Source organism: Streptomyces sp. NPDC002640, assembly GCF_053592575.1.
The window spans coordinates 45,677-66,837 of record NZ_JBSFVZ010000031.1; the positions used below are offsets into that span (position 1 = coordinate 45,677).

General features: G+C 72.5%; 20 protein-coding genes. 7 read left to right on the plus strand and 13 right to left on the minus strand.

All coding sequences use genetic code 11. The features are described from left to right. Positions 1–339 precede the first annotated feature (339 nt). The 3 genes from ACWD3O_RS30535 to clpS form a co-directional block, all read right to left on the minus strand. Complete coding sequence (locus ACWD3O_RS30535) at positions 340–1,884, minus strand: alanine/glycine:cation symporter family protein (RefSeq protein ID WP_451418130.1); 1,545 nt, start codon at positions 1,882–1,884, stop codon at positions 340–342. Between the two features lie 328 nt (positions 1,885–2,212). Then, positions 2,213–2,827 (minus strand): DUF2017 domain-containing protein, encoded by a 615-nt coding sequence (locus tag ACWD3O_RS30540; protein ID WP_451418131.1) that lies wholly within the window; start codon positions 2,825–2,827, stop codon positions 2,213–2,215. Between the two features lie 41 nt (positions 2,828–2,868). Then, on the minus strand, positions 2,869–3,192 hold the full coding sequence (clpS, locus tag ACWD3O_RS30545; protein WP_451411225.1) for an ATP-dependent Clp protease adapter ClpS: 324 nt from the start codon (positions 3,190–3,192) through the stop codon (positions 2,869–2,871). Between the two features lie 107 nt (positions 3,193–3,299). On the opposite strand from clpS, the gene ACWD3O_RS30550 reads away from it, so the two are divergent. Together ACWD3O_RS30550 and ACWD3O_RS30555 are read left to right on the plus strand one after the other, a co-directional pair. Next, positions 3,300–4,631, plus strand: a complete 1,332-nt coding sequence (locus ACWD3O_RS30550; protein ID WP_451411226.1) for a nicotinate phosphoribosyltransferase — start codon at positions 3,300–3,302, stop codon at positions 4,629–4,631. Positions 4,632–4,751: 120 nt separating this feature from the next. Then, entirely contained in the window at positions 4,752–5,351 is a 600-nt protein-coding gene (locus ACWD3O_RS30555; protein ID WP_451418132.1) for an isochorismatase family protein, read from the plus strand. A gap of 120 nt (positions 5,352–5,471) precedes the next feature. On the opposite strand, the gene ACWD3O_RS30560 is transcribed toward ACWD3O_RS30555, so the two are convergent. After that, complete coding sequence (locus tag ACWD3O_RS30560) at positions 5,472–5,795, minus strand: hypothetical protein (RefSeq protein WP_451411228.1); 324 nt, start codon at positions 5,793–5,795, stop codon at positions 5,472–5,474. A 137-nt stretch (positions 5,796–5,932) separates the two neighbouring features. Beyond that, positions 5,933–8,257, minus strand: a complete 2,325-nt coding sequence (locus ACWD3O_RS30565) for an immune inhibitor A domain-containing protein (protein WP_451411229.1) — start codon at positions 8,255–8,257, stop codon at positions 5,933–5,935. A 382-nt stretch (positions 8,258–8,639) separates the two neighbouring features. Here ACWD3O_RS30565 and ACWD3O_RS30570 point away from each other — a divergent pair, with 382 nt between their 5' ends. Then, positions 8,640–8,900, plus strand: coding sequence for a hypothetical protein (locus ACWD3O_RS30570; RefSeq protein ID WP_451418133.1), 261 nt, complete (start codon positions 8,640–8,642; stop codon positions 8,898–8,900). Between the two features lie 15 nt (positions 8,901–8,915). On the opposite strand, the gene ACWD3O_RS30575 is transcribed toward ACWD3O_RS30570, so the two are convergent. After that, a complete protein-coding gene (locus ACWD3O_RS30575; RefSeq protein ID WP_451418134.1) occupies positions 8,916–9,740 on the minus strand; it encodes an RDD family protein in 825 nt (274 codons plus the stop codon). Positions 9,741–9,842: 102 nt separating this feature from the next. Between ACWD3O_RS30575 and ACWD3O_RS30580 the strand changes: the two genes are divergently transcribed. Continuing rightward, a complete protein-coding gene (locus ACWD3O_RS30580; RefSeq protein ID WP_451411232.1) occupies positions 9,843–10,628 on the plus strand; it encodes a S16 family serine protease in 786 nt (261 codons plus the stop codon). A gap of 42 nt (positions 10,629–10,670) precedes the next feature. Here the strand turns inward: ACWD3O_RS30580 and ACWD3O_RS30585 are convergent, their stop codons facing one another. Next, positions 10,671–11,171: an Lrp/AsnC family transcriptional regulator gene (locus ACWD3O_RS30585; protein WP_451411274.1), complete on the minus strand. Its 501-nt coding sequence runs from the start codon at positions 11,169–11,171 to the stop codon at positions 10,671–10,673. Positions 11,172–11,293: 122 nt separating this feature from the next. Between ACWD3O_RS30585 and hppD the strand changes: the two genes are divergently transcribed. After that, on the plus strand, positions 11,294–12,442 hold the full coding sequence (gene hppD, locus ACWD3O_RS30590) for a 4-hydroxyphenylpyruvate dioxygenase (protein ID WP_451418135.1): 1,149 nt from the start codon (positions 11,294–11,296) through the stop codon (positions 12,440–12,442). A 98-nt stretch (positions 12,443–12,540) separates the two neighbouring features. On the opposite strand, the gene ACWD3O_RS30595 is transcribed toward hppD, so the two are convergent. Continuing rightward, positions 12,541–13,929, minus strand: a complete 1,389-nt coding sequence (locus ACWD3O_RS30595) for an RDD family protein (protein ID WP_451418136.1) — start codon at positions 13,927–13,929, stop codon at positions 12,541–12,543. Between the two features lie 293 nt (positions 13,930–14,222). Here ACWD3O_RS30595 and ACWD3O_RS30600 point away from each other — a divergent pair, with 293 nt between their 5' ends. Further along, complete coding sequence (locus ACWD3O_RS30600; RefSeq protein WP_451411235.1) at positions 14,223–14,642, plus strand: SsgA family sporulation/cell division regulator; 420 nt, start codon at positions 14,223–14,225, stop codon at positions 14,640–14,642. A gap of 14 nt (positions 14,643–14,656) precedes the next feature. Here ACWD3O_RS30600 and ACWD3O_RS30605 read toward each other — a convergent pair whose 3' ends face one another. Beyond that, entirely contained in the window at positions 14,657–16,027 is a 1,371-nt protein-coding gene (locus ACWD3O_RS30605) for an FAD-binding oxidoreductase (RefSeq protein WP_451411236.1), read from the minus strand. 214 nt (positions 16,028–16,241) lie between these two features. Between ACWD3O_RS30605 and ACWD3O_RS30610 the strand changes: the two genes are divergently transcribed. Continuing rightward, positions 16,242–16,877, plus strand: a complete 636-nt coding sequence (locus ACWD3O_RS30610) for an IclR family transcriptional regulator (protein WP_356134226.1) — start codon at positions 16,242–16,244, stop codon at positions 16,875–16,877. Positions 16,878–16,953: 76 nt separating this feature from the next. Here the strand turns inward: ACWD3O_RS30610 and ACWD3O_RS30615 are convergent, their stop codons facing one another. From ACWD3O_RS30615 to ACWD3O_RS30630, 4 genes are all read right to left on the minus strand, one after another. Further along, entirely contained in the window at positions 16,954–18,762 is a 1,809-nt protein-coding gene (locus tag ACWD3O_RS30615; protein ID WP_451411237.1) for a DEAD/DEAH box helicase, read from the minus strand. Positions 18,763–18,872: 110 nt separating this feature from the next. Next, positions 18,873–19,256: a type II toxin-antitoxin system death-on-curing family toxin gene (locus ACWD3O_RS30620; protein ID WP_451411238.1), complete on the minus strand. Its 384-nt coding sequence runs from the start codon at positions 19,254–19,256 to the stop codon at positions 18,873–18,875. A gap of 2 nt (positions 19,257–19,258) precedes the next feature. Next, positions 19,259–19,459, minus strand: a complete 201-nt coding sequence (locus ACWD3O_RS30625; RefSeq protein ID WP_451411239.1) for a hypothetical protein — start codon at positions 19,457–19,459, stop codon at positions 19,259–19,261. 121 nt (positions 19,460–19,580) lie between these two features. Beyond that, a complete protein-coding gene (locus ACWD3O_RS30630) occupies positions 19,581–21,041 on the minus strand; it encodes an MFS transporter (protein WP_451411240.1) in 1,461 nt (486 codons plus the stop codon). Positions 21,042–21,161: the final 120 nt, after the last annotated feature.

Below are 21,161 nucleotides of genomic sequence, written 5' to 3' on the forward strand. Positions count from 1 at the left end.
GATGGGGGGAGGTGTTCTGCCTACCGGCGGTCGGCCGGTGTGGCGGCGCCCCCCGGCGGGCTGGGGTGGCGCCCGCCGGGGGAAGAAGTCGTACCCAAGGTAAAGAGGCCGGGCCGAACAAGCTGTGGCGAACCGCACAGAAATCGACGCGACATGCCCGATTTGCTCCACATTCGACTGTTGTGGCGCCGCGTCCGGTCATCAGATTTGACCGTCCGTTTAACGAACAAGAGCACGTTGACGTGCGCCGACGACGCTTCCGGGAACGCCTCGGCCCCGGCTCCCGCCGACCGCGGTGCGGGTCGGCGGGAGCCGGGGCCGAAGGGGGTGACGCGGAGGTCAGACCGTCTTGGTGAGTTCCGGGCCGTCGGCGGCCACGTGCGGGTCCGGCTCGCCGGCGTCGCGGCGGCGGGCGTACTCCAGGAACCGGGTCAGCTCCTTCTTCACCGTCGGCACCATCAGGTAGAGACCGATGATGTTGAAGACGGCCAGCATGAACAGCACCGCGTCGGCCAGGTCGAACAGGGCCTGCAGGGTCAGCAGCGAGCCCGCGGCCGCGAGGACCGCGTAGATGACCCGGAAGACCGTGCGGCTGGCCCTGGAGTGGCCGAAGAGGTGCACCCACGCCTTCTCGCCGTAGTAGCCGTAGGTCAGCGCGGTGGAGAGCGCGAACAGGACGACGGCCACGGTCAGCACGTAGGGGAACCACGGCATGACGGTCGCGAACGCGTCCGAGGTGATCACCACGCCGCCCTCGCCCTCGCCGGCCTGCGCCGCGGCCCAGGAGGCCGGGTTGGCGACCACGATGGTCAGGGCGGTCATGGCACAGATGATCACGGTGTCGACGAACGGCTCCAGCAGGGCGACCAGGCCCTCGCTGGCGGGGTGCTTGGTCTTGACCGCGGAGTGGGCGATCGGGGCGGTGCCCAGACCGGCCTCGTTGGAGAACGCGGCCCGCTTGAAGCCGGCGATCAGCGCGCCGATCACACCACCGACGACGCCCTCGGCGCTGAACGCGGAGGAGAAGATCTCGACGATCGCGCCCGGCACCGCGCCGGCGTTGACGGCCAGGACCGCGAGGCAGCCGAGGATATAGATGATCGCCATGGCGGGGACCAGCTTGGTGGTGACGTTGGCCAGGGACTTCACGCCGCCCAGCAGCACCAGCGCGATCAGCGCGGCGATGACCACGCCGAAGATCAGGGCGCCGCCCGGGGAGGCCATGAAGCCGTCCTCGCCGCCGGTGACGTTGGCGATCTGGCTGTGCGCCTGGTTGACCTGGAGCAGGTTGCCGCCGAAGAAGCCGAAGAAGAGGACCATGATCGCGGCCAGCACGCCGAGGACCTTGCCCAGCTTGGCCCCGAGGGAGCCCGCGCCGAACCGGTCGGCGAGGCCGCGCGGCAGGTACTGCATCGGACCGCCGGAGACGGTGCCGTCCTCGTGGATCACCCGGTACTTCACACCGAGGGTGACCTCGACGAACTTGGTGGCCATACCGAGCAGGCCGCAGACCATCATCCAGAAGGCGGCGCCCGCGCCGCCGATGGTGACGGCGACCGCGACACCGGCGATGTTGCCGAGACCCACGGTGGCCGAGACGGCGGCGGTCAGGGCCCCGAAGTGGCTGACCTCGCCCTCGGCGTCCGCGTCGTCGTACTTGCCGCGCACCACGCGCAGCGCCAGCTTGAACTTCCTGATCTGGATCAGGCCGAACCAGCCGGTGAAGACCAGCCCCGCGACGACCAGCCAGGCGACGATCAGCGGAAGCTCCGCCCCGGCCACCGGCACGGAGTAGAAGACGACTTCGCCCAGCCAGGTGGCCAGCGGGGAGACGACGCTGTTGACGCCGTCCTCGATGGTGGACGTGAAGGACTCGAATGACATCTGGGTACCTCGGTTGGCGCGGAGCCGCCGCGGACCCGGGGTCGGGAACCGGCGGACGTGCTGGGGAGCGTGCGTGAGCGTCGATTGCCCGTTCGCGATGATGCAAAGGTGGTGCGCTCCTGGCGGGTACGGCCAGGTCTCCGGGCCGGCGAGGGGTGATGCCATGGCCAGGAGTTGGCAGTTTGTAACACAGAAGCCGACCGGAATGTGTGACTCAGGTCACGCGGCGGTACCGCAAAACGCCCCCACCGGGTGAAAGGTGGGGGCGTGTGATGTGATCGTTATGCGGACAGACCCGTCCGGAGACCGGACGCGGCGCGGGCGCCGGTCAGCCGGTGAGGGTCTCGACGAGGCTCTCCTGGAGCCCTCCGATCCAGAGGTAGGCCATCACCAGCGGCTTGCGCTCGTCGGTGTCGGGGAGGCGGTAGAGGATCTCGCCGTCCTCCTCGTCGGTGATGTCCAGCCGGGCGGCGATGGCCAGGCGGATGTCATTGAGCGCCTTCAGCCACCGGACGGCCCGCTCGGGGGTGAGCTTGAGGACCCCCCCGCCCGCGCCGCCGCCGGCCTCGACGGTCAGCTCGTCGAGGCCACGGATCACCGCCAGGGCGTCCTCGCGCTTGCCGGCCCGCAGGTCGTTCTCGGTGTAGCGGCGGAACTCCGAGGAGTGGGCGCGCGCCTCCTCGGCCTGCTCGGCGGTGTCGGGGAACACCGACGGGTCGGTGTAGGCGTCCGGGAAGAGCCTCCGCAGCACCGGGTCGGAGGGCGGCTCGCTGGGGCCGTCGGCGAAGAGCTCGGCGAGCGGGTCGGCGGAGGCGTCCTCGGCGGGGCCGGGGCCGATCAGCTCCAGGAGCTGGGCGGCCAGCGACCGGATGATCGAGATCTCGACGTCGTCGAGCGCGACGGCCGCGCCGCCGCCGGGAAGCGGTTCGAAGGTTCCGGGCATGGGTGGCAGATCTTTTCGGCTCGGCGGGCGGTCGGTCCGGACTACTTCCGGTCCTGCTGGAGGGTGGCCCACAGACCGTAGCCGTGCATGGCCTGCACGTCGCGCTCCATCTCCTCGCGGGAGCCGCTGGAGACCACCGCCCGGCCTTTGTGGTGGACGTCCATCATCAGCTTGGTGGCCTTGTCCTTCGAGTACCCGAAGTACGTCTGGAAGACGTAGGTCACGTAGCTCATGAGGTTGACCGGGTCGTTGTGCACGATCGTGACCCAGGGGACGTCCGGCTCCGGCACGGCGTAGGCATCCTCGGCCGGCTCGGTGCGTTCGGTTTCCATGGGCGCGGGAGCGGGTGACGTCACAACAACCATGCTGCCACCACCGGTGGGTACCCGCACGGACCGGGTCCCGGGGTCGGCGTGGGGCCCGGCCCGGACAGTAATCGTCAAATTGACGAAATGGGGGTAGCATCGGGGTCATGAACACAGCGGAGCTTGGGCTGCCGGTGGACGTGCCGTCGACGGCACTTTTCACCGACCACTACGAGTTGACCATGCTGCAGGCCGCCCTCCAGGGCGGAACGGCCGGGCGGCGTTCGGTCTTCGAGGTCTTCACCCGGCGTCTGCCGGCGGGCCGCCGGTACGGCGTGGTCTGCGGCACCGGCCGCGTGCTGGACGCGGTGAGGAACTTCCGGTTCGACGAGAGCCAGCTCGCCTTCCTCCGGGAACGCGGCGTCGTCGACGGGCCGACGCTGGAGTGGCTGTCGCAGTATCGGTTCTCCGGCGACATCTGGGGCTACCCGGAGGGCGAGGTCTACTTCCCGGGCTCCCCGGTGCTGCGGGTGGAGGGCACCTTCGCCGAGTGCGTGATGCTGGAGACGGTGATCCTGTCCATCCTGAACCACGACTCCGCGATCGCGGCCGCGGCCTCCCGGATGGCCGCGGCGGCCGGTGACCGCCCGCTGATGGAGATGGGCGCCCGCCGCACCCACGAGCTGGCCGCGGTGGCCGCCTCGCGGGCCGCCTACGTCGGCGGCTTCTCCTCCACCTCGGACCTGGCCGCCGGTTTCCGCTACGGCATCCCCACCATCGGCACCAGCGCGCACGCCTTCACCCTGGTCCACGACACCGAGCGCGACGCCTTCACCGCCCAGGTCGACTCGCTGGGCCGCGGCACCACGCTCCTGGTGGACACCTACGACGTCGCCGAGGCAGTCGCCCTGGCCGTGGAGGTGGCCGGGCCGGAGCTGGGCGCGGTGCGCATCGACTCCGGCGACCTGCTCCTGGTCGCGCACCGGGTGCGCCAGCAGCTCGACGAGCTGGGCGCGGAGAAGACCCGGATCGTGGTGACCTCGGACCTCGACGAGTACGCCATCGCCTCGCTGGCCGCCGCGCCGGTGGACGCCTACGGCGTGGGCACCCAGCTGGTGACCGGTTCCGGGCACCCGACCGCCTCGATGGTCTACAAGCTGGTCGCCCGCGCCACCTCCGACGACCCCGGGGCCCCGATGGAGCCGGTGGCCAAGCGGTCGACCGGCGGCAAGCAGACCGTGGGCGGACGGAAGTGGGCCGCACGCCGGTTCGACGCGTACGGCGTCGCGGAGGCGGAGGTGATCGGTACGGGCGAGGTTCCGGCGGAGCTCGCCGGCCACCAGCTGCTGGTGGAGCTGGTCCGCGGGGGCGAGGTCGTGGGCCGTGAGCCGCTGGAGGCGGCGCGTGACCGCCACGCCGCGGCGCGGGGCTCGCTGCCGATGTCCGCCACCCAGCTCTCCCGCGGGGAGCCGGTCATCGCGACCGAGTACCTCGCCTGACGGGGTGCGGCGGGCACGGACGCGGGGTATGCAGCCGTCGTCGGTCAATGCCGTCGTCGGCGGGCGTTCATCGTCTTTTCACTGTTCCGAGGATGAGGATCGAAGGGTAGGTGCGGGGTCATGCGTCGAGCGTTGATCGTGGTGGACGTGCAGAACGACTTCTGCGAGGGGGGCAGCCTGGCGGTGCAGGGGGGCGCGGACGTCGCAGCGGCGATCACCGAGCTGATCGGGCAGGCCGCGCAGGCCGGGGCGTACCAGCACGTGGTGGCCACGCGTGACCACCACATCGCGCCGGGCGGTCACTTCGCGGACGACCCGGACTTCGTGGACTCCTGGCCGGCGCACTGCGTGGCCGGGACCGAGGGCGTCGGCTTCCACCCGAACTTCGCGCCCGCCGTCACCTCGGGGGCGGTGGACGCCGTCTTCGACAAGGGCGCGTACGCGGCCGCCTACAGCGGGTTCGAAGGGGCGGACGAGAACGGGGTGGGCCTCGCGGAGTGGCTGCGCTCGCGGGAGATCGAGGAGGTCGACGTGGTGGGCATCGCCACGGACCACTGCGTGCGGGCGACGGCGCTGGACGCGGTGAAGGCGGGGCTGCGGGCCAAGGTCCTGCTGCCGCTCACGGCGGGGGTCGCCCGGGAGACCACGGACCGGGCGCTGGCCGAGCTGCGTGACGCGGGCGTCGACCTCACGGGCGACCCGGTGGTCGCCGGGCGCTGAGCCCACCGCCCGCCTCCCGCTCCCGCTCCCCCGCGACCCGGCCGCGCCGCTCGGGTCCTCGCTGCTCGGGCCCGCCGCGCCCTCGGGCCCCGGCCGCGCCGCTGAGGCAGGCCGCGCCGCTCAGGCCCAGGCCGGCGGGCGGCCCAGGAGGGTGCGGATCGGGTGCCAGGGGTGGTAGGCGGCGTCCGGGGCGGCGGGGGCCTCGCGCCATATCAGGCCGTCGGGGTGGTGCAGCACCGCGGTGACCTCGTCCGGGGTGGGCGGCGCGGCGTTCCCGCGCAGGTAGACCGCCCGCAGCCCCAGGTTCCGCAGCCGGGTGAGCGCCCGCGCCCGGTTCCCGGCGTGCACCAGCACCCGGACCCGTACGCCCCTCACGTCGGGGCGCGGCAGCGTCAGGGCGACCACCACGCTGCCGCTCGGCAGCCGGACGAATCCTGAGGACATGACGATGCCTCCCGTCGACGGACGAAACTTTCGATGGGAGGCATCTCAACACGTCCGGCGGCGCCCCCGCCAGGGGAACGCCGCCGAACATACTCCTACCTGCGACTACGCAGCTGTGACCGAGGCAACTCGGTCGGCTACTTCGCCGCCGGGCCCACCTTGACCGTGATCGTGGAGCCGTCCTTGGACTGCTTCACGAGCTCGATCCGGGTGTTGGTGTCGGTGATCTTGACACCGGCCTGCGGGTTGGCCTCGTCGTAGTAGTCGTTCTTCGAGTCGTCGAAGACGGGCACGCCGCGCAGCGACGGAACCCGGACCGGGACGCCGGCCTTGTGCAGGGTCATGCCGGTGGTCGGCTTCAGGCTGAACGGAGAGTCGTAGGCCTGGATCCGGTTCCGCATGAGGGTGCCGTCCGTCCAGCGCAGCGGCTCGGGGTGGGCGTCGACCGGAAGGATCAGGCCCGTGCCCGCGTGCTGGCTGAGGTTGTTGTCGCCCTGGGAGGTGTCCCACTTCCAGATCAGCATGCCGGTCTGGTACGCGTAGTGCTCGACCCAGTCGGGACGGGTGTTCGAGAAGCCGAAGTTGTACGGGCCGACCTTGAGGGTCTTGTCGTACGAGACGTGCTGACGGTTCTCGACGATGTAGTACTGCGGGTACGAGTCGGTGAAGCTGCCACCCACCCGGGAGAACCCGTCGGCGGTCCAGCCGGCCGCCTCGGTCTCGGCGTCGTCGGCGAAGAGCGACGTCCCGTCCGCGGTGATCGCGATGCTGTCGACGGCCAGACCCGGGCGGGTCAGGCCACCGTCGGTGGCGTAGCGGAACCGGAGCTGGACGCTCTTGCCGGCGTACGCGTCGAGCGAGTACACGAACGACGACGTCGTGGTGACCACACCGTGCAGCGCCGGGGCGCCGCTGCCGTCACGCGGGACCGGCTGGCCCTCCATGGTGCCGTCGATCGGCTTGAAGTTGGCTCCGCCGTCCGTCGAGACCTCGACGTAGGCGTAGTCGTAGTCCTGCTCGATGTCGTACTGGCCCTCGAAGGTGAGGGACGCCGACGTCCGGCCGGTCAGGTCCACCGTGCGGGTGAGCGTGTTGCGCAGGTCGTCGCCCTTGCCGCTCCACCACTGCTTCTCGCCCTGGGCGGGCGGGAAGACCTCGGTGGTGACTTCCTTCTCGGGAAGCTCGACGATCAGCGCCTGGTCGTCCTTGGTGTTGTACGCCTGGACGCCCAGCTTGGTCTTCGAGACGGACTTCGAGTCGACCAGCTTGTAGTCCAGCCAGCCCAGCTGCAGCTTGTCCCAGGCGTTCATGTCGCCGGGGAGGTTGCCGATCTGGCCGTCACCGGTGCCGAGCCAGGAACCGGACGACATCAGCGTCCAGAACCCGGTGGAGTTCTCGCCGCCGTTGGTGTCGTAGTGGTCCGGCAGACCGAGGTCGTGCCCGTACTCGTGCGCGAAGACACCGAGGCCGCCGTTCTCCGGCTGGATGGTGTAGTCGCCGACCCAGATGCCGGTGTCACCGATCTGGGTGCCGCCGAGCTTGTTGGACTCCGGGCCGGTGCGGCCGGCGTCGGTGCCGAACGCGTACCAGCGGTGCGCCCAGATGGCGTCCTCGCCCTGCGCGCCGCCACCGGCGGACTCGTCCTCGCCGGCGTGCACGACCTGGAAGTGGTCGATGTAGCCGTCGGCCTCGTTGAAGTCGCCGTCACCGTCGTGGTCGTAGCGGTCCCACTGGTCGTACTCGGCCAGCCGGGCCTTGAGCTCGGCGGTGCTCGCGCCCTTCGCGGACTCGGACGCGAACCAGGCGTTCAGACCGTCCTGCACCGCGTTCCAGGCGCAGGGGTCGCACAGGTTCGAGCCGTAACGGGCCTCGTTGTACGGCACCTTGACCCAGTCGGTGACCTCGCCGTCGACCGAGTAACGACCGGACGACTGCTTCTCGTAGTACGTCTTGAGGGACTCGCCCTCGCCGAAGTACAGGTCCTCGAAGTGCTTCTGGTTGTAATCGGCCTTCCAGTCGGTCGAGTTGTCCTTCGACCGGTCCGGCTCGGCGATCTTGTTGTGCAGCGGACCCGGGGTGCCGCCGTACGTGGGGTGGATCTGGTCGCCGAACTCGACCAGGACGGTGAAGATCTTGTCGGTCTTCTCCCGGCCCAGCTCGACGTACTTGCTCTTGCCCTTCTTGCTGTCGAGCTTGACGACCTTGGAGTCGCCCTTCTTCTCGACAGTGGCCTCGCCGGCCAGGACCTTGTTGAGGGCCTCCTCCTTCTTGGCCTCCTGACTCTTGGTCAGCGGACCGTCGAAGTTGTGCTCCCTGTGCTCGCCCTTGTGGTGCGAGTCGGCCTTCACCGTGGTGGCGACGCCCTCGTCGGGCACGGCCACGGCGATCGCCGAGAGGCCCGCGGAGGCCGTTGCCAGGGCAACGGTCGTCGCGGCCACTCGAAGCGCCCATCTGGATGCCACTTGAATTCCTCCCCCGCGTCCCGCGACGCGCGTAGAGAGACGTCCTGAGTACGGAGTACTGAGACCTGCGATTTGGGCAGGCAGGAGTCGCGCGCGGTGATACGCGTGTGTCAAGTGAGAACATTTGACCGGAGGTTCGGGGGAAAAACCAGACCTTGACTTGTCGTGTTCACCTCGTGTAACCGGTCGCCCGTTCGGGCGTGTGTGCGCTGTGCGTGCAGGCGTGTGCCTGCGTGCGCCCCCCGGTGCACCGGCCCGTCGGGGTGTGCCGCGCTTGCCCGGCAGGTGGCTCGGGCATGTGCCTCGCAGAGGTTGTTCCCCGCGCAGGCAAGCCCCCAGCCACCCCCGTCCCGAGGACACGATTGCCATGGCCCGTCCGTCCATGACTCGCCCCGTGACCCCGTCCGCCGCCCGACTGGTCCGTGGGACCGGCGTGGCCGTGCTGGCCACGATCGCGCTGCTGGCGCTGACCGGAGCCGCCTCGCCGCCCGCGGTCGCGCTGGTCGCGGTGGCGTCGCTCGCGCTCGGAGTGCTCGCCGCCCTGGTACCCGGGCAGGGCGGACGCGGCCATCAGGGTCGCGTTCCGGCCACCGGAGGGAACACGGCGGACGCCGCGCGGCATCGTGAGCCCGCGCGGCGCTGAACTCCCCCCGCTCCGTCAGCCGTTGTCGGTGCTGACCACCACGGTCTTGGCCGCCTTGTCGTGCAGGCCCTGCTTGTAGGGCTTGTCGAAGAAGCTCCAGCCGCCGGCGACCGCGATCCACAGGCAGGCGCAGCAGAAGGCGAACGGCACCCAGAGCACCGCCGCGCGCAGCAGCGAGGTGACCATCGAGGGGGTGCTGCCGTCGTCGAGGTTGGCGACGCGCAGCTTGAAGAGCTTCTTGCCGAGGGTCTGGCCGGTGCGCGCGGTCATGATCGTGTCGTAGGCGACGTACAGGACCGCGATGACGATGTCGCGGATCCAGAACTTGGCGGCGTCCACGCGGTCCGCGCTGAACTCGTACTCGTCGACGTTCAGCGCCCAGGCGATCAGGCCGACGACCAGGCCGACCAGCACCATGTCGACGAGCCGGGCCAGCACCCGGCGCATGCTGTCCGCGAGCGGCGGCATCCCGGCGAGGGGGTCGGGCGCGGTGCCGCCGCCTCCGTAGGGGCCGCCGGGGCCGTAGTCACCGGTGGGGCCGTAGGGGCCGTGCGGGCCGCCGGGGGACGCGGGGCCGCCGGCGTCGTAGGGGCCGCCGGGGCCGGCGTTGCCCTGGGGGTGGGTGCCGCCCGGGGTACCGCCAGGGGGTTCGCCCGGGCTGCCGCCGGGGCTGTCGTAGGGGCTGCCGGAGCCGGACGGTCCGCCGGCCGGGCCCGCCGCGTCACCCGTGCCGGTGCCGCCCGCGCCGCCCGTGTCTCCGGTCGCGTCGCCCGAGGGCGGGCGCTTGCGGAACGGGTCGTCGTCGTCCGGGGGCGGCGGGGGCGGGACTTCGCTGCTCATGGCCCGAGTCGACCGCGCCCGCGCGGCGCGCGCATCCGGCGGGGGGCCGTCCGGGGGAGGTGGCCGCGTCGGGCGGGCGGGCCGGGCCGTTAGATTGGGCCCGTGCTCTCTCGCCTTCGCCACCTGTCGCGTCCCCGGGCCGCCGCCCTCTGCGCCCTGCCCGCCGCCGCGCTGATCGCGGTCGCGGCGCTCGCCCCGCTGCCGTTCACGGTGGCGCGGCCGGGCATGACCGCGGACGTCCTCGGCGAGCGGGACGGCCGCCCGGTGATCTCCGTCCGGGGCGCGCGCACGGCCGCCGTGGACGGGGAACTGCGGATGACCACCATCGAGGCGACCGGGCCGGACGCCGACGTGCGGCTCACCGACGTCGTCGACGGCTGGTTCCGCACGGACCGGGCCGTGATGCCGTCGGACGCGGTCTACCCGAGCGGGGGCGACGTCCGGGAGATCGAGCGGTACAACGCCGAGCAGATGCGCGCCTCGCAGGACGACGCGACGGCGGCGGCGCTCTCCTACCTGGGCAGGAACCCGGACGACGTCGAGGTGACGCTGCGCCTCGCGGACGTGGGCGGGCCGAGTGCCGGGCTGCTGTTCTCCCTCGGGATCATCGAGAAGCTCGGCACGGACCTGGCGGGCGACACGGTCGTCGCGGGCACGGGCACGATCTCGCCGGACGGGGTGGTCGGGCCGGTCGGCGGGGTGGCCCTGAAGACGCGGGCCGCGGTGCGGGACGGGGCGACGGTGTTCCTCGTGCCCGAGGCGGAGTGCGGCGACGCCCTCGCCGAACGCCCCCGGGGGCTGCGCCTGGTCCCGGTCACCTCCCTGAAGGGCGCCGTCACCTCCCTCACCGCCCTCCGCACCGGCGAGGGCCGCGTCCCCTCCTGCTGACCCGCCGGCCAGGCGCCCGCCGCATGATCCTCCGGGCAGGCCCTAGGCCGGGGTCCGCGGGGCCGTGGCCTGTCGGGGGAGCTGAGCGGCCTGCTCGACGAGCGGTATCAGGCGCAGCGGGACGGGGTTCTCCATCACGATGGTGGTGGAGGCGCGGACGATGCCGTCGAAGCCGACGACGAGGTCGATGACCCGCTGGAGGTCGGCGTTGGACCGGGCGACCAGCCGGCAGAGCATGTCCCCGCTCCCCGTGGTGGTGTGCAGTTCCAGCACCTCCGGCACGGAGGCGAGGTGCCCCCGGACGGCCGCCCCGCTGCCCTGCCGGATCTGCAGCGTGGCGAACGCGGTGACCGGGTAGCCCAGCGCCGCCGGGTCGACGTCGGGCCCGAACCCGCGGATGACGCCCCGTTCCTGGAGCCGGTCCAGCCGCGCCTGGACCGTGCCCCGGGCCACGCCGAGCCGCCGCGACATCTCCAGCACGCCCAGCCGCGGCTCCCGCGCGAGCAGCCCGATGATCCGCCCGTCCAGCCCGTCGATCCCCATGTCGCCCCCGCCGATGGTCATCCTGTACAGATCCGCCGTCCCTGCGGCCCTACGACTGTGCAACCTGGCCACCGAAAAAGCCATGGATTGCGCACCTTGCGGTTCGGGGTGACCCTGCCCACATGACGCAGACCACACACCACTCCGCTCCCGACACCGCTCGGCAGGCCGACCCCTTCCCGGTCAAGGGAATGGACGCGGTCGTCTTCGCCGTGGGGAACGCCAAGCAGGCCGCCCACTACTACTCGACCGCCTTCGGCATGCGCCTGGTGGCCTATGCCGGTCCGGAGAACGGCTCCCGGGAGACCGCCAGCTACGTGCTGGAGAACGGCTCGGCCCGGTTCGTGTTCACCTCGGTGATCAAGCCGGCCACCGACTGGGGCCGCTACCTCGCCGCCCACGTCGCCGAGCACGGCGACGGCGTCATCGACCTCGCCCTGGAGGTCCCGGACGCGCGCGCCGCGTACGCGTACGCCGTCGAGCACGGCGCCCGCTCGGTCACGGAGCCGTACGAGGTGAAGGACGAGCACGGCACCGTCGTGATCGCCGCCATCGCCACCTACGGCGAGACCCGCCACACCCTGGTCGAGCGCGGCGGCTACTCGGGCCCCTACCTGCCGGGCTACCAGGCCGCGAAGCCGATGGTCGAGCCCCCGGCCGAGCGCACCTTCCAGGCGATCGACCACTGCGTGGGCAACGTGGAGCTCGGCCGGATGGACGAGTGGACCGAGTTCTACCGCCGGGTCATGGGCTTCACCAACATGAAGGAGTTCATCGGCGACGACATCGCCACCGAGTACTCCGCGCTGATGTCCAAGGTGGTCGCGGACGGCACCCTGAAGGTGAAGTTCCCGATCAACGAGCCGGCGATCGCGAAGAAGAAGTCGCAGATCGACGAGTACCTCGAGTTCTACGGCGGCCCGGGCGTCCAGCACATCGCGCTGAACACCAACGACATCGTGCGGACGGTGCGGACCATGCGGGCGGCCGGCGTCGAGTTCCTCGACACCCCGGACTCGTACTACGACACCCTCGGCGAGTGGGCGGGCGAGACCCGGGTTCCGGTGGAGACGCTGCGCGAGCTGAAGATCCTGGTGGACCGCGACGAGGACGGCTACCTGCTGCAGATCTTCACCAAGCCGGTCCAGGACCGGCCGACCGTCTTCTTCGAGATGATCGAGCGGCACGGTTCGATGGGCTTCGGCAAGGGCAACTTCAAGGCGCTCTTCGAGGCCATCGAGCGGGAGCAGGCGCGCCGCGGCAACCTGTGACGCCGGCGGCTCCCCGCTGAGGGGACCGACAGCGTGGGGCGCCCCGCCGACACGGCGGGGCGCCCCTCGGCGTTGTGGTCGGCGTCCCGGTCGGCGTCTCAGTCGGCGGCGACGAAGGTGTGCGCCGCCTTGTCGTGCCAGGCCTGCCGCCAGGGCCGGTCGACCAGCGCCCACAGGTGACCGACCACGCCGATCAGCAGCAGCGTCGGCAGGGTCGCCACCGCCCACCGCAGGAACGCCGTGCCGAAGGACGGCGGTTCGTGGCCCTCGATGTCGCGGACCTGGAGCCCGAGCATCTTCTTGCCCGGCGTCCGCCCGGTCCGCGAGGTCGGCAGGACCTCCAGGAGCAGGCCCGCCAGCACCAGCACCGCCAGGACGACGGCCAGGTGCACGCCGGTGGTGCCGTCCACCAGCCAGACGGTGACCTTCTCCCCGGAGAGCCGCGCCGCCTCCAGCTTGGCCTCGACGTGCTCGACGGAGCGCATGCCGAGCGGGATCGCGGCCGCCGAGGTGATCGCGCCGACCAGCAGGGTGTCGACCAGCCGCGCGGCGACGCGGCGGCCCAGTCCCGCCGGGCGGGCCGAGGCCTGGCGGCGGGCGGCCGCCGTGAACGGGTCCTCCGCCACCGGCTTCCACGGCGCGGGCGCGGGCGCCTGCGCCCCGGCAGCGGCGGGGGCGGCGGGGGCCGGCACGGCGGCCTGCTCACCCGCCAGGTGCCCGATCTGCTGCGGCCACGGCGTGGTCGCCGGAGCCGGGGCGGGCGCGGGAGCGGGGGCGGGCGCGGGGACCGGCGATGGGACGGGCGCGGGGGCGGGGGCGGGGGCCGCCGCCTGCTGCGGGCCCTGCGGTCCGGCGGGCGCCTGCCCCGCCGGCGGGCGGGTCCGGAAGACCATCGTGCCCTCGGGGGAGGGCCGCTGCTCCGGCGTCTCCTCCGCGGCCACCCGCGGGTCCGGCGTCTCCGAGCCCCAGGACACCGGCCGGGACCGGTCCGCCGCCCCGGTCCGCACCGCGTCCCACCCGGAACCGGCCGCCGCGGAGGCGGAGTCGGCGGCCTCCGGCGTCGCCGCGGCGGAGGACACGGGCAGGGGGGACGGCGCGGGCGACGGCGACGGGACCACCGGCGTGCGCCCGGTCTCCGGCGCCATCTCGGTGACGATCCCGCTGCTCTCGTCGAGGAACTGGGGCCCCGTCTCCTCCACCGCCCGGGCCTGGGGCACGGGCCTGCCCGGCCCGGCGGACGGCACCGGATCGGCGGAGGCGGTGCGCGCGGGCGCCGGGGCCGGGGGCCCGGCGGCGGGCCGTGCGGACGCGGCGGGCACCACCCCCGGCGGCGGAGGCAGCGGCCGGCCGTCCGTCGGGGCCGGTCGGCTGGTGCCCGGCACCCAGGCCGAGCCGTTCCAGTACCGGACGTATCCGGGGATGGACGGGTCCGGGTAGTAACCCTCGCGGGGCGTGTCGTCACCGGGGGCCGGGGTGGGCGCACTCATGTCCGTCGTGTCCGGTATCTGCTCGGGATTCGAATCGGGGTTACCCACACATACCAGAACGGCGCACCCGGCACTGCCCGTCCGGCCGTACGAGCCCCGAACGGGTTGATCTTCGCTGCGGGTTCACCCGGATCGGTGGTCCCTTGGGACATGAAGGACGTGAAGGACGCGAAGGGGGCACGGCATCGGGCGCGCGGGCGTCGCGGAGAAAGTTTCCGCGAGTCGCGTAATGCCCGGGGGGCATGGCCCTCTCCTTCCACGAAGACGCACAGCCGTTGGGAGAGGAGCCCCACATGCGGACAGTGGTGGAACGAGAGCTGACCATGCGGATGATCGTGTCGGCGGACCTGCACGCGCCGGTCGCGGCCCGGCTGCGGTACTCCACCGACGACCCGTACGCCGTGCACGTCGCCTTCCACCCGGGCACGGAGCGGCCGGTGCACTGGTCGTTCGCCCGGGACCTGCTGATGGAGGGCCGGTTCCGGGGCTGCGGGCTGGGCGACGTGCGGGTGTGGCCGGGAGCCGGGGTGGAGGGGGGCCTGCCGGTGGTCCTGCTGGCGCTCTCCTCGCCGGGCGGGGACGCGCTGCTGGAGGCGCCGGCCGACGAGGTGTCCGGCTGGCTGGCGCACACCCTGCGGATGGTGCCGCGGGGCCGGGAGGGCGAGCTGCTCGACCTGGACGGCCCGCTGGCCGAACTGCTCGCCCTGGAGTGAACGCCGTCCCGGCCTCAGAAGAGCTTCCCGGGGTTCAGCAGTCCGTGCGGGTCGAAGACGTCCTTGAGGGAGCGCTGGATCTCCATGCCGACCGGTCCCGCCTCGCGGGCGAGCCACTCCTTCTTGAGGACGCCGACGCCGTGTTCACCGGTGATGGTGCCGCCCAGTTCCAGGCCCAGCGCCATGATCTCGTCGAACGACTCCCTGGCCCGCCGCGACTCGTCCGGGTCGGCGGCGTCGAAGCAGACGGTGGGGTGGGTGTTGCCGTCGCCCGCGTGGGCGCAGACGCCGATGGTCAGCTGGAACTTGGCGGCGATCCGCTCGATCCCCTCGAGCATCTCCGCGAGCCGGGAGCGGGGCACGCACACGTCGTCGATCATCGTCGTGCCCTTCACCGCCTCCAGCGCGACCAGGCTCAACCGCCGCGCCTTGAGCAGCAGTTCGGACTCTGCCGGAGTGTCCGCCGGGACCACCTGGGTGGCGCCCGCCGCCTCGCAGAGGGCGCCCACGGCCGCCAGGTCGGCGGACGGGTCGGTGGTGTCGAAGGCGGCGAGCAGCAGCGCCTCCGTCTCCTCCGGCAGCCCCATTTTCGCCAGCTCGTTGACCGCCTTGACCGTGGTCCGGTCCATCAGCTCCAGCAGCGAGGGCACGTGACCGCCCTCCATGATCCGGCAGACGGCGTCGCAGGCGGCCGCCACGGAGGTGAACTCGGCGGCGAGCACGAGCTGTTGCGGCGGCTTCGGCCTGAGCGCGAGGACCGCCTTGACCACCACGCCCAGCGTCCCCTCCGAGCCGACGAACAGCCGCGTCAGGTCGTATCCGGCGACGCCCTTGGCGGTGCGGCGGCCGGTGGTCAGCAGCCGGCCGTCGGCGAGGACGACCTCCAGCCCGAGGACGTACTCGGCGGTCACCCCGTACTTGACGCAGCACAGGCCGCCGGAGGCGGTGCCGATGTTGCCGCCGATCGTGCACATCTCCCAGCTGGAGGGATCCGGCGGGTAGCAGAGGCCCTGCTCCTCGACCGCGCGGGAGAGGGTGGCGTTGATGACGCCGGGCTCGACGACGGCGTACCGGTCGACGGCGTTGATCTCCAGGATGCGGTCCATCCTGATCAGCGAGAGCACGATGCACCCGTCGGTGGCGTTGGCCGCGCCGGAGAGCCCGGACCGGGCGCCCTGGGGGACCACCGGGACGCGCAGGGCGGTGGCGGTGCGCATCACGTGCTGGACCTGTTCGGTGGTGCGCGGCAGGACGACCACGGCGGGGGTGCCGGCCGGGCAGAAGCCGGCCATGTCGTGGGCGTAGGAGGCGGTGACGTCGGGGTCGGTCAGGACGGCGTCCTCGGGAAGGCCGTCCAGGAGTCGGGTGATCAGGTCACGGCTCATGGGGTCAGGGTGGCAGGGGGCGGGCGGCGGGGGAACCCTCGCGCGGCCGGTGGATCACCGCCCCTGCCCGGATTCTGGACGGCATCTTCCGCTCAGCGGACCGGCTTCGCTACTCTCGCGGCCACGAACACGGCCCGTGGCAGCGTCGCCCCGGCGCGTGATTTCCCGCCTGCCGGCGCCGGCCGCCGACCTCACCGACGAAGGAGTGGGCGTCGTGACCGCGGAGACCTCCCAGACGCTCGACCGGGGACTGCGTGTCCTCAAGCTGCTCGCCGACACCGACCACGGCCTGACGGTCACCGAGCTGTCCCAGCGGCTCGGCGTGAACCGGACCGTGGTGTACCGGCTCCTCGCCACGCTCGAGCAGCACTCGCTGATACGCCGTGACCTGGGCGGACGGGCCCGGGTGGGGCTGGGCGTGCTGCGCCTGGGGCGCCAGGTGCACCCGCTGGTACGGGAGGCGGCGCTGCCGGCGCTGCGGTCGCTGGCGGAGGACATCGGGGCGACCGCCCACCTGACGCTGGTCGACGGCGCGGAGGCGCTGACCGTGGCGGTGGCGGAGCCGACGTGGACGGACTTCCACGTGGCGCACCGCCCGGGCCACCGGCACGGGCTGGAGCAGGGCGCGGCCGGGCGGGCCATCCTCGCCGCCCGCCACCAGGCCGACCCCGGGTTCACGCTGGTCCGCGGCGAGGGCGACAGCGGGGCGTGCGCGGCGGCCGCCCCGTTGCTGGGGGTGACCGGCCTCGAGGGCAGCGTCGGCGTCATCATGCTCTCCGACGCGGTGCCGGAACGGGTGGGTCCGCGGGTCGTCGAGGCGGCCCGCGAGGTGGCCGAGGCACTCGGCTGACGCGCCGCGCCCCGGCCCCGTCGGGGTCCCGGTCGCCGTCGCGGTCCCGGTCGCTTCCGGCGGCCGGATGTGCCGCCTAGCGCATGCGGGTGGCCCACTCCTGGACCTTGGCGATGCGGGCCTGCAGCTGGCCGGCGGTGGCCTCGGCGGCCGGGGGTCCGCCGCAGACCCGCCGCAGCTCGGTGTGGATGACGCCGTGCGGCTTGCCGCTCTGGTGGACGTAGGCGCCGACCAGGTTGTTGAGCTGGCGCCGCAGCTCCATCATCTCCTTGTGGCTGACCACCGGCCGCCGCTCCGCGGGCAGCTCCAGCAGGTCCGCCTCCTCCGACGGCTTCCGCTTGCTGTGCGCGATCTGCCGCTGCTGCCGCTTCTGCAGCAGCAGCTGCACCTGGTCCGGCTCCAGCAGCCCGGGGATGCCGAGGTAGTCCTGCTCCTCCTCGCTGCCCGGGTGCGCCTGCATGCCGAACTCGGCGCCGTCGTAGAGCACGCGGTCGAACACCGCGTCGGACTCCAGCGCCTCGAACGGCAGCATGTCCTGCTCGCCGGTGTCCTCGTCCTGCTCCTTGTTGGCCTCCGCCATCTCCTTCTCGGACTCGGCGTACGGGTCGTCGTCCTCGCCCTGCTTCTTGGGCCGGTCGAGGGCGTGGTCCCGTTCCACCTCCATCTCGTTGGCGAAGGTCAGCAGGTCCGGGACGGTCGGCAGGAAGACGGAGGCGGTCTCGCCGCGGCGCCGTGACCGCACGAAACGGCCCACGGCCTGGGCGAAGAACAGCGGCGTGGAGATGGTGGTGGCGTACACGCCGACCGCGAGGCGCGGGACGTCGACGCCCTCGGACACCATGCGGACGGCGACCATCCAGCGGTCCTCGCTCGCGCTGAAGTCGTCGATCCGCTGCGACGCGCCGGAGTCGTCGGAGAGGACGAGGGTGGCCTTCTCGCCGGTGATCTCGCGGATCAGCTTGGCGTAGGCGCGGGCCGACTCCTGGTCGGAGGCGATCACCAGGGCGCCGGCGTCGGGGATGCCCTTGCGGACCTCGGTGAGCCGCTGGTCGGCGGCGCGCAGCACCGCGGGCATCCACTCGCCCTTGGGGTCCAGGGCGGTGCGCCAGGCCTGGCTGACCGCGTCCTTGGTCATCGGCTCGCCGAGCCGGGCGGCGATCTCGTCGCCGGCCTTGGTGCGCCAGCGCATGTTGCCGCTGTACGACAGGAAGATCACCGGACGGACGACGCCGTCGCCGAGGGCGGAGCCGTAGCCGTAGGTGTAGTCGGCGGAGGACCGGCGGATGCCGTCGTTGCCCTCCTCGTACGTGACGAAGGGGATCGGGTTGGTGTCCGACCGGAACGGCGTACCGGTCAGCGCGAGCCGGCGGGTGGCCGGCTCGAACGCCTCCAGGCAGGCCTCGCCCCAGGACTTGGAGTCGCCGGCGTGGTGGATCTCGTCCAGGATCACCAGGGTCTTGCGCTGCTCGACGCGGTTGCGGTGCAGCATGGGGCGCACGCCGACTCCGGCGTAGGTGACGGCGACGCCGTCGTACTCGCGGCCCAGCGGGCCCGCGCTGTACTCGGGGTCCAGCTTGATGCCTATGCGGGCGGCGGCCTCTGCCCACTGCTTCTTCAGGTGCTCGGTGGGCGCGACCACGGTGACCTGCTGGACGACGTGGTGGTGCAGCAGCCACGAGGCGAGGGTGAGCGCGAAGGTCGTCTTGCCGGCGCCGGGCGTCGCCACGGCGAGGAAGTCGCGGGGCTGCTCCTCGATGTACTTCTGCATCGCCCCCTGCTGCCAGGCGCGCAGCTTCCCGGCGGTGCCCCAGGGGGCGCGGCCGGGGAAGGCGGGCGACAGGTGCGTGGAAGGGGCGGGGACGCTGTATCCGGCGGAAGTAGTCACGGTCTCCGGTTCGCAGGATCGGTTACGCGAGGACGACCGAGCAACCTTATCGGCGGCCCGGCCACCTCCCCGCCGCTACCACACCGCGTCTGCCCCCGATGGGACCGACCTCACATCGCGCCGTGCAGCGCGCGCAGCCGCTCCGCGATCACCTCGACGTCGTCCGCCGCCCCGGAGGCCACGTCGACGACGAGGGTGTACGCCGCGTCCTGGTCGACGTCGAGCATCGGAGCTCCGTTGAGGTGCAGGAACACGGCGGTGGCCATCCACGCCTGGCGCTTGTTGCCGTCCACCAGCGGGTGGTTGCGGGCGAGCCCGTGCAGCAGCGCCGCGGCCTTCTCCCACAGCCCCGGATAGGCCTCGGTGCCGAACATCCGCGACCGCGGCCGCTGCACGGCGGAGCCGAGCACGTTCGCGTCACGGACGGCGATCGCCTGGCCTCCGCAGCCGAGGGCGGCGAGCGCGAGGACGTCCCCGGTGATCAGGTGCCGCACCGCTACTCCCCCAGCCTGCGCAACAGCTCGGCGTGGGCCGCCGCGTACGCCGCGCCCACCTCACGGACCTCCGCCGCGCGCTCCTCCAGCACGGCCAGCACCGCCTCTCCCGCGAACCGCTCCGGCTCGCTCCCCTCGGCGTCCGCGCGCTCGGCGAGCTCACGAAGCTGCTGGTCGGTGAGGTTGAGGGTGAGGGCGTTCATGCCGCGACCCTAGGCCGCCACCATGCCCACGTCAGCCGATTTTCCGCGGCACCCCCACTCGCCCCCGAACAGGTGGAAGATCCGCGGCATGCCGTCCCGGCGAGGTCCGTCCGGGCGCGGGCTACTCCTGGGGCCGCAGGCGCCGGGTGACCTGGATGCCGCCGAGGGCGACCAGGGTGGCGAGGGCGAAGACGGCGGCGAAGGCAAGCGGGTGGGAGCCGTCGGTGGCCGCGGTGGTGGCGGTGTGGGCGACGGTGCCGCCGCCGAGGGTGGCGAAGGCGGCGCCGGCCACGGCGAGGAGCAGCACGTTGGCGAGGCCGTCGGAGATCTGCAGGGCGGCGGAGTTGGTGCCGGCCTCCTGCGGCGGGGACAGCTTCAGCAGCAGGACGCTGGTGGAGGCGATGACCAGGCCCATGCCGAAGCAGCCGAACGACCAGACCAGGGCCACCCACCAGGCCGGCACCGCGTCGATCAGCACGGCCGGGACGGCGGCGATGGACAGGACGACCAGCGTCATGCCGAGGGTGACCAGGCGTTCGCGGTGGGGCTCCAGGCGGGGGCGGGACTGTATCCAGGAACCCGCGGCCCAGGTCAGGCCGCCCGCCGCGAGCGAGAACCCGGCCCAGGTGGGCGACATGTCCCGCTGGGTGACCAGCATCAGCGGGATGAACGATTCGGCTCCGATGAACGCGCCGGACGCCACGCCGCGCAGCAGCACCACGGAGGGCAGGCCGCGCGCCGAACGCCAGGTGCCGGGCGGCAGCAGCCCGAGCACGGCCGGCACCAGCAGGGCCAGGCCGAGGACGCCGGCGATCAGCGAGAGCCACCGCAGGTCCTGCGCGGCGTACTGGAAGAGGCCCGCGCCGACCGAGACGGCGAGGGCGAGGCGGATCCGGCGCGGGTCGGCCGCCGTGGTGGCCGCCTCGTCGGTGGGGCCGGACGCGCGGCGGCGGATCTCCGGCAGCGCCAGCGCCAGAGGGAGCAGCACGATCACCGGGATGCCGAGGAACACCCACCGCCAGCCGAGCTGTTCGGTGACCGTGCCGGCGGCCAGCGGACCGACCACCGACGGCACCACCCAGCTCGCCGCGAACGCCGCCATGATCGCGGGCCGCAGCCGTTCCGGATAGGCCCGCCCGATGACGACGTAGAGGGCGACGATCACCAGTCCGCCGCCGAGGCCCTGCACCGCGCGGCCGAGCACGAACACCCACATGGTGCCGGCTAGTCCGGAGACCACCAGGCCCGCGCCGAAGGAGGCGATGCCGAGGGTCACCGGACCGAGCGGGCCGCGCCGGTCGGCCCACTGCCCGGCGACCACCATGCCGAAGAGGCTGGTGGTGAAGTACGCGGAGAAGGCGAAGGCGTAGAGCTCGACGCCGTTCAGCTCGCGCGCCGCGACGGGCATCGCGGTGCCGACGGCGGTGGCCTCGAAGGCGATCAGCAGGACGACGGAGACGATGCCGATGCTGAGCGCGCGGTGGGAGCGGCCGAGGACCGACTCCTCGGGCTGTACGGCGAGCGGGTCGGGGGCGACGTCTTCGTCGCGGGAGGCGCCGAGCGGGCGGGGACGGCTGGTCATGCGGCAACTGTAAGGGCCGAGACGGACGGTGGCTCCTGTCTTTCCGCGCTGCCCCGGGCGGGCGGGTGTGAACGCCGTATGGCAGTCGTGTTGCGGGCCTTCCGGATCCCTTGAGCGGCA

Excerpts from the sequence above, each read along its gene's own strand:
- ACWD3O_RS30535 (WP_451418130.1), bottom strand. The coding sequence starts at position 1,884 with ATGTCATTCGAGTCCTTCACGTCCACCATCGAGGACGGCGTCAACAGC.
- ACWD3O_RS30540 (WP_451418131.1), bottom strand. The coding sequence starts at position 2,827 with ATGCCCGGAACCTTCGAACCGCTTCCCGGCGGCGGCGCGGCCGTCGCG.
- clpS (WP_451411225.1), bottom strand. The coding sequence starts at position 3,192 with ATGGTTGTTGTGACGTCACCCGCTCCCGCGCCCATGGAAACCGAACGC.
- ACWD3O_RS30550 (WP_451411226.1), top strand. The coding sequence starts at position 3,300 with ATGAACACAGCGGAGCTTGGGCTGCCGGTGGACGTGCCGTCGACGGCA.
- ACWD3O_RS30555 (WP_451418132.1), top strand. The coding sequence starts at position 4,752 with ATGCGTCGAGCGTTGATCGTGGTGGACGTGCAGAACGACTTCTGCGAG.
- ACWD3O_RS30560 (WP_451411228.1), bottom strand. The coding sequence starts at position 5,795 with ATGTCCTCAGGATTCGTCCGGCTGCCGAGCGGCAGCGTGGTGGTCGCC.
- ACWD3O_RS30570 (WP_451418133.1), top strand. The coding sequence starts at position 8,640 with ATGACTCGCCCCGTGACCCCGTCCGCCGCCCGACTGGTCCGTGGGACC.
- ACWD3O_RS30575 (WP_451418134.1), bottom strand. The coding sequence starts at position 9,740 with ATGAGCAGCGAAGTCCCGCCCCCGCCGCCCCCGGACGACGACGACCCG.
- ACWD3O_RS30585 (WP_451411274.1), bottom strand. The coding sequence starts at position 11,171 with ATGGGGATCGACGGGCTGGACGGGCGGATCATCGGGCTGCTCGCGCGG.
- hppD (WP_451418135.1), top strand. The coding sequence starts at position 11,294 with ATGACGCAGACCACACACCACTCCGCTCCCGACACCGCTCGGCAGGCC.
- ACWD3O_RS30595 (WP_451418136.1), bottom strand. The coding sequence starts at position 13,929 with ATGAGTGCGCCCACCCCGGCCCCCGGTGACGACACGCCCCGCGAGGGT.
- ACWD3O_RS30600 (WP_451411235.1), top strand. The coding sequence starts at position 14,223 with ATGCGGACAGTGGTGGAACGAGAGCTGACCATGCGGATGATCGTGTCG.
- ACWD3O_RS30605 (WP_451411236.1), bottom strand. The coding sequence starts at position 16,027 with ATGAGCCGTGACCTGATCACCCGACTCCTGGACGGCCTTCCCGAGGAC.
- ACWD3O_RS30625 (WP_451411239.1), bottom strand. The coding sequence starts at position 19,459 with ATGAACGCCCTCACCCTCAACCTCACCGACCAGCAGCTTCGTGAGCTC.
- ACWD3O_RS30630 (WP_451411240.1), bottom strand. The coding sequence starts at position 21,041 with ATGACCAGCCGTCCCCGCCCGCTCGGCGCCTCCCGCGACGAAGACGTC.